Source organism: Kitasatospora sp. NPDC004240, from assembly GCF_053603215.1.
Genome location: NZ_JBSGFD010000302.1, coordinates 1 through 7,093, shown reverse-complemented (window position 1 = coordinate 7,093; position 7,093 = coordinate 1). Strand labels below are relative to the sequence as shown.

Annotated in this window: 6 protein-coding genes; all 6 read right to left on the bottom strand. The window is 74.6% G+C overall.

The window, feature by feature from the left end:
• A partial coding sequence (locus ACWEQL_RS39585; protein WP_452155989.1) for a trypsin-like peptidase domain-containing protein occupies positions 1-1,014 on the bottom strand: 1,014 nt, incomplete at its 3' end.
• 301 nt (positions 1,015-1,315) lie between these two features.
• Positions 1,316-2,245: a tRNA pseudouridine(55) synthase TruB gene (gene truB, locus ACWEQL_RS39580; RefSeq protein ID WP_452155987.1), complete on the bottom strand. Its 930-nt coding sequence runs from the start codon at positions 2,243-2,245 to the stop codon at positions 1,316-1,318.
• Between the two features lie 56 nt (positions 2,246-2,301).
• The gene (locus ACWEQL_RS39575) at positions 2,302-3,405 is read right to left on the bottom strand and encodes a DHH family phosphoesterase (protein WP_452155985.1); all 1,104 of its coding nucleotides are present in this window, start codon (positions 3,403-3,405) and stop codon (positions 2,302-2,304) included.
• 2 nt (positions 3,406-3,407) lie between these two features.
• Complete coding sequence (gene rbfA, locus ACWEQL_RS39570; RefSeq protein ID WP_452155983.1) at positions 3,408-3,851, bottom strand: 30S ribosome-binding factor RbfA; 444 nt, start codon at positions 3,849-3,851, stop codon at positions 3,408-3,410.
• 154 nt (positions 3,852-4,005) lie between these two features.
• Positions 4,006-4,302, bottom strand: a complete 297-nt coding sequence (locus ACWEQL_RS39565) for a DUF503 domain-containing protein (RefSeq protein ID WP_196949803.1) — start codon at positions 4,300-4,302, stop codon at positions 4,006-4,008.
• Positions 4,303-4,436: 134 nt separating this feature from the next.
• Positions 4,437-7,093 (bottom strand): translation initiation factor IF-2 (infB, locus tag ACWEQL_RS39560; protein WP_452155980.1); only part of this gene is annotated, 2,657 nt, incomplete at its 5' end.

Sequence of the window (7,093 nt, the reverse complement as noted above, 5' to 3'; positions counted from 1 at the left end):
GGGCGTGCCCAGCTCCGCGGCCGCCGTCGCCAGCGCCCGGCCCACCGCCTGCGCCAGCGTGCCCGTCCCGCGCTCCGGATCCAGGTCGGCCCCGCGCAGCCAGAGCGTGGGCAGCGGCACGACGCCGCCCACGCGCCGCGCGGCGAGGGCCGCCAGTTCGGTGGAACGGCCGCTGCCGGGGGCGCCGACCAGGACGGTCACCGGCCCCCGGGCCGGGTCGGGCGGGACGTCCGGCCGGTCCACCCGGTCGGCGGCCAGCGCGGCGACCCGCCCGGGGCCGGCGCCCGCCGCCGCCAGCTGGGCGCAGGTCAGCCGCAGCACCCCGGCCGGGTTGAGCGCGGGCCCGTACGCCGGCACCGTCACCGCGTTGCGCGCCAGTGCGGCGGCCAGCACCCCGCCGGGCCCGTCCGGTCCACCCCCGGTCACCGGGACGGCCCGGACGCCGCCCTCCTCGCGCGGCCCCCGGACGGCGGGCGAGGCCACCGCGATCACGGCGCCGCTGCGGACGTCCAGCACCGGCGCCCCGGCGGGCACCGGCCCGGCGGCGCCCGGCGGCAGGTCCACCAGCAGCACCCCGTCGATCAGGTGGAACCGTTCCGTCCCGGGGTAGCCGGCGGTGCTCCGCCCGAGCACGGCGGCGCGGAGCGCGGCCGCCCGGCCGTCCGCGCCCACCGGGCCGGGCACCAGGACCCCGTCCGCGAGCTCCTCCGGCCGGGCCGCGGCCAGCGGCAGCGGCGGCACTGGCAGCCCTCCGGCGGTGTCGGTGCGCAGCAGGGCGAGGCCGTGTTCGGGCAGCGGCCGCACGGCGTCGGGGCCCAGCACCCGGGTCTGGCCGCCGGGGGTGCGCAGCACCAGGCCCCGCAGTCCGGCCACCACCTCGTGGGCGGTGAGCACCAGGCCCCGTGGGTCGGTGACGAAGCCGAGTCCGCGCGGACGGCCGTCCGGGTCGTGGATCAGCACCAGGTGACGCCCCGGATCGTCCGCCGTCCCGTCGCCGTCCTGGCCACCCGGCATGCGTCCGTCCTCCCCACCGGGCCGTACGGCCCGTCAGAGGTCGTCACGGCCGCCTGCTCGCCGCGGGGGAGCCTGCCCGGCCCCGGCGCGCCGCAGCCCTTCCCGCCCCACTCACCACCGCCGTTCACCTCGTGCGCTCCCCCGTCCGGGTGAGGTCTTTCCGGAGCACGTCGGTCCACCGGTACGGGTGAACCCCGGGCAGCACGGAGCCCCCCGTCGCCCGGTGAGGGGCGGCGGGGGGCTCCGTGGGGTGCCCGGCGCGAGGGTGTTCCGCGCGAGCGTGTTCAGCGCACAGGCCCGCTCAGCCGACGAAGACGGCGACCGGCTTGGCCTGGCCGCCCTGCTCCTCCACCAGGGCCAGGAACCGCTCCTCCGGCCCGAAGACCGCGATCGGCCCGTCGACGCCCATGCCCGGGGCCTTCAGCCGGGCCCCGTGGGCAAGCTGGCGGGCCTGCTCGGCGTCGATGTCCCAGCGAGGGAAGGCGGCCGCCGCGGCCGCGCCGATCGGCAGCACCTCCAGCGGCTTGCCGGACTCACCGGTGACGGCCTCCTCCAGCTGTTCCAGGGTGCGCGCCGACTCCACCCCGTACGGGCCGACCTTGGTCCGCCGCAGCGCGGTCAGGTGGCCGCCGACGCCGAGACCGGCGCCGAGGTCCCGGGCCAGGGCCCGGATGTAGGTGCCGGAGGAGCACTCGACCGTGACGTCCAGGTCGAGGACGGGCGTGCCGTCCTCGGCGACGGCCGCGCGCCGCCCGTGCACGGTGAACGAGTGGATCGTGGTCGGACGGGCGGCCAGCTCGAAGTCCTCGCCCTCCCGCACCCGGGCGTACGACCGCTTGCCGTCGATCTTGATGGCGCTGACCTTGGACGGCACCTGCATGATCTCGCCGGTGAGGGCGGCGATCCCGGCGTCGACGGCCTCCGGGGAGACCCCGTCGGCCGGGACGGAGGCGGTGACCTCGCCCTCCCGGTCGTCGGTGACGGTGGTCTGCCCGAGCCGGATGGTCGCCTCGTAGGTCTTGGCGGTGAGCATCAGGTGGCCGAGCAGGCGGGTGGCCCGCTCGACGCCGATGACCAGCACGCCGGTGGCCATCGGGTCGAGGGTGCCGGCGTGGCCGACCTTCCGCGTCCCGGCCAGCCACCGCAGCTTGGCGACCACCCCGTGCGAGGTGATGCCCTCCGGCTTGTCGACGATGACCAGGCCGTCCGGCCCGGTGCCCTTGCGCTTCAATCGAGTTCTTTCTTCGAAGGGGTCACAACTGTCGCGGCGGCCCGGCCCCCGGGGGCTCAGCCGGCCGGCCGCAGCTCCGCGCGGAACCGGTCCACCACGGCCGCCACGTCCTCGCGGGCGGAGAACCCGGCCGCGAAGGTGTGCCCGCCGCCGCCGAGCGCCGTACAGGCGGCGGCCACGTCGACCGCGCCCTTGGAACGGCAGGAGCCGCGCAGGGTGCCGTCCGGGTCCTGCTTGAGCACCAGCGCCACCTCGGCCTCGGCCGGCCGGCGCAGGATGTCGATCAGGCCCTCGATCTCCTCCACGGTGACGCTGAACAGCGCCAGGTCCTGGTACGGCACCCAGGTCCACACCAGGCCGAGGCCGCCGGCCGCGTCGGGCTCGTACACCGCGCGCTCCAGCGCGCCGGCGAGCACCTTGAGGTAGCCGAAGGAGCAGGTGTCCCACAGCTGACGGGAGATCAGGTCCTGGCGGATGCCGGTGGCCAGCAGCCGGCCGGCCAGCTCGTGCGTGGCGGGCGTGGTGGCCGCGTACTTGAAGGAACCGGTGTCGGTGGCGACGCCGGTGTAGAGGCAGGTCGCGAGCTCCTGGTCGAGCGGCACGCCGAGCCGGCGCAGCAGCTCGTCCACCAGCACCGCGGTCGCCGGGGCCGAGGGGTCGATCAACCGGTGGGTGCCGAAGCCCGGGTTGGAGGCGTGGTGGTCGAAGACCGCCAGGACGGGAGCCGCGAACGCCTTGTCGTGCAGCAGGCCGAGCCTGCTCCGCGCGGCGACGTCGAAGCAGAGCACCAGCTCCGGCCGGTCGGGCACCTCGGAGGCCGGGACTATCAGCTCCTGGCCGGGCAGGAAGGAGAGCGACTCCGGGACGATCTGCGGGTCGTCGCCGAAGGAGACCCGCACCTCCTTGCCGAGCGAGCGCAGCGCCAGGCCGGCCGCGAGGGCCGAGCCGAGCGCATCACCGTCCGGGCAGATGTGGCAGATCAGGTCGATGGAACGGGCGCGCCCGATCTCGGCCACCACCCGCTGCCACTCCAGCTCGAACCCGCCCGCCTCGGCGCGCGGCCCCGGAAGCACCGCGAGGGCACCCTCCACCGTGGTGGTGGAGGACGCCCCCGCGACTGGTCCCGCTGTCGAACCGGCCGCCGCCGGCTCACCCGCCATGACTACTCGTCCTCGTCGTCACGCTCGGACGCCGGCACCCGGTACGGGTCCGCGTCGCCGGCGTAGGTCGCGCCCGCCGCGGCGGTGCGGACCGCCGCGTCGGAGTGCCGGGCCCGGTCGAGCAGGTCGTCGATGTTCCGGGCGTTCTCCGGCAGGGCGTCCGCGACGAAGGTCAGCGACGGGGTGAAGCGCACCCCGGTCTGCTTGCCGACCTCGGAGCGGAGCACACCCTTGGCGCTCTCCAGCGCGGCGGCCGTGGCCTCGCGCTCGGTGTCGTCGCCGTAGACGGTGTAGAAGACGGTGGCCTCGCGCAGATCGCCGGTGACCCGGGTGTCGGTGATGGTCACGAACCCCAGCCTGGGGTCCTTGATCCGCCGTTCCAGGGTCTGGGCGACGACCACCTGGATGCGGTCGGCGAGCTTGCGCGCCCTTGCGGTGTCGGTCACGTTGCCTCCTCGTGCAGTGGGCCCGGTACCCGGGCGAGCTGCGCACCCGTCGGGGCCCTCGCCCCCAAAGTACCGGCCCGCGCCCGGCCTTGCGGGCGCTCTCGGTCCTGATCTGTGTGAGAACGGCGACTCCCGCCGGCCCCGGTCACAGACCTCACTCATCGTCGTCGTTGTGGTAGCGCCTCCTGGCGGAGAGGAGCTGAACCTCGGGGCGGCCGGCGACCAACCGCTCACAGCTGTCCAGGATCTCGGTGACGTACCCGGCGTCGCCGGACACCACCGCCAGGCCGATCTCGGCCCGCCGGTGCAGATCCTGGTTCCCGGTCTCGGCAGCGCACACGCTGTACTTGCGCTGCAGTTCGGCCACGATGGGCCGCACGATCGAACGCTTCTCCTTGAGCGAGTGGACGTCGCCCAGAAGCAGGTCGAAGGTGAGTGTTCCCACGAACATGTATGACAGGTCTCGCCGACCTGGAGGCCTCGGGGACAGCCCTGGACCGGGCTGCGATACGAGGACCCTACACAGCGAGACCGGGGCCGGTCGACGGGAATTACCACCCGTCGACCGGCCCCGGCAGCCACCGCTTACGCGCGCGGCTTCTCGCGCATCTCGTAGGTCTCGATGATGTCCTCGACCTTGATGTCGTTGAACGAGCCCAGGGTCACACCGGCCTCGAAGCCCTCGCGGACCTCGGTCGCGTCGTCCTTGAAGCGGCGCAGACCCTCGATGGAGAGGTTCTCCGCCACGACCTTGCCGTCGCGCAGCAGGCGGGCCTTGGCGTTACGACGGAGGAGGCCCTCGCGGACCAGCACACCGGCGATGTTGCCGAACTTGGAGGAGCGGAAGACCTCGCGGATCTCCGCGGCGCCGAGGCGCACCTCCTCGTACTCCGGCTTGAGCATGCCCTTGAGGGCCGACTCGATCTCCTCGATCGCCTGGTAGATGACCGAGTAGTACCGGACGTCGACGCCCTCGCGCTCGGCCGCGGTGCGCGCACGGCCCTCGGCGCGCACGTTGAAGCCGATGATGATGGCGTCCGAGCCCATCGCCAGGTCCACGTCGGACTCGGTGATGGCACCCACACCGCGGTGCAGGACCCGGAGCTCGACCTCCTCGCCCACGTCCAGCTTGACGAGGGCGTCCTCGAGGGCCTCGACCGAACCGGAGACGTCACCCTTGATGATGAGGTTGAGCTGCTCGATGGAGCCGGCGGCGATGGCCTTGTCCAGGTCCTCCAGGGACACCCGGACCCGACGCTGCGCGAAGGCGGCGTTGCGGTCGCGGGCCGAGCGCTTCTCGGCGATCTGACGGGCGGTGCGGTCCTCGTCGACGACGATGAAGCTGTCGCCGGCGCGGGGCACCGAGGTCAGACCGAGCAGCAGCACCGGGCGGGACGGGCCGGCCTCGGCGAGGCTGTTGCCGTTCTCGTCCAGCATCGCGCGGACGCGGCCGTAGGCGTCGCCGACCACGATCGAGTCACCGACGCGGAGGGTACCGCGCTGCACGAGGACGGTCGCCATGGCGCCGCGGCCCTTGTCGAGGTGGGCCTCGATGGCGATGCCCTGCGCGTCCTGGTCGGGGTTGGCCCGCAGGTCGAGCGAGGCGTCCGCGGTCAGGACCACGGCCTCCAGCAGCTGGTCGATGTGCAGACCCTGGCGCGCGGAGATGTCGACGAACATGGTGTCGCCGCCGTACTCCTCGGCCACCAGGCCGAACTCGGTCAGCTGACCGCGGACCTTGGTCGGGTCGGCGCCCTCGACGTCGATCTTGTTGACGGCGACCACGATCGGCACACCCGCGGCCTTGGCGTGGTTCAGCGCCTCGACCGTCTGCGGCATGACACCGTCGTTGGCCGCGACCACCAGGATCGCGATGTCGGTGGACTTGGCACCACGGGCACGCATGGCGGAGAACGCCTCGTGACCCGGGGTGTCGAGGAAGGTGATCGGGCGCTGCTCGCCGTTCACCTCGGTGACGACCTGGTAGGCACCGATGTGCTGGGTGATGCCACCGGCCTCGCCCGCCACCACGTTGGACTTGCGGATCGCGTCCAGCAGGCGGGTCTTACCGTGGTCGACGTGACCCATGACGGTGACGACCGGCGGGCGCGGGGCCAGCTGGTCCTCGTCGCCCTCGTCGGCGCCGAAGTCGATGTCGAACGACTCCAGCAGCTCGCGGTCCTCGTCGTCCCGGCTGACGATCTCCAGGACGAAGCCCATCTCGTCGGCCAGCAGCTGCAGCGTGGCGTCGGAGACCGACTGGGTCGCGGTGACCATCTCACCGAGGTTGAACATGACGGAGACGAGCGCGGCCGGGTTGGCGTTGATCTTCTCCGCGAAGTCCATCAGCGAGGCGCCGCTGGAGAGGCGGACGGTCTGGCCGTTGCCGCGCGGCAGCATCACACCGCCGACGGACGGGGCCTGCATGGCCTCGTACTCCTGGCGCTTCGCCCGCTTCGACTTGCGACCACGGGCCGGGCGACCGCCCGGACCACGACCGAAGGCACCCTGCGTGCCACCACGGGCACCCGGGCCACCGGGACGACCGCCGAAGCCACCCGGACGGGGGCCGCCGAAGCCGCCGCCGCCACCGGCGCCGGCACCACCCGGACGCGGACCGCCGAAGCCGCCGCCACCGGCCGGGCGCGAGCCCGGACCGGCCGGACGACCGGCGAAGCCCGGACGGGCACCACCCGGGGCACCCGGACGGCCGCCGGGGCCACCCGGACCACGGCCACCCGGACCCGGACGCGGGCCGGGAGCCGGACGCTGCGGCATCATGCCCGGGTTCGGGCGCGGCATGCCGGACGGGGTCGGGCCACCGGGACGCGGACCGGCCGGACGGGGCATGCCGTCGGGACGCGGAGCGCCGGCACCCGGAGCGCCGGGAGCACCCGGACGCGGGGCACCGCCGGGACGCGGAGCGCCACCGGGACGGGGAGCACCGGCACCCGGAGCACCCTGACCACCCGGACGCGGAGCGCCGCCACCCGGACGCGGGGCACCGGCACCCGGAGCACCCTGACCACCCGGACGCGGAGCGCCGCCACCCGGACGGGGAGCACCGGCACCCGGAGCACCCTGACCACCCGGACGGGCGCCCGGCGCGGCCGGACGGCGGTCGCCGGGGCGGGCCATACCGGTGGCACTGCCCGAGGTGAACGGGTTGTTGCCCGGACGCGGGCCGGCCGGACGCGGGCCCGGACGGGCGCCGCCGCCGGCGGGGCCGGACTGGCGCGGGG

Coding starts and splice junctions, on each gene's coding strand:
- ACWEQL_RS39575 (WP_452155985.1), bottom strand. CDS start 3,405: ATGGCGGGTGAGCCGGCGGCGGCCGGTTCGACAGCGGGACCAGTCGCG.
- ACWEQL_RS39565 (WP_196949803.1), bottom strand. CDS start 4,302: ATGTTCGTGGGAACACTCACCTTCGACCTGCTTCTGGGCGACGTCCAC.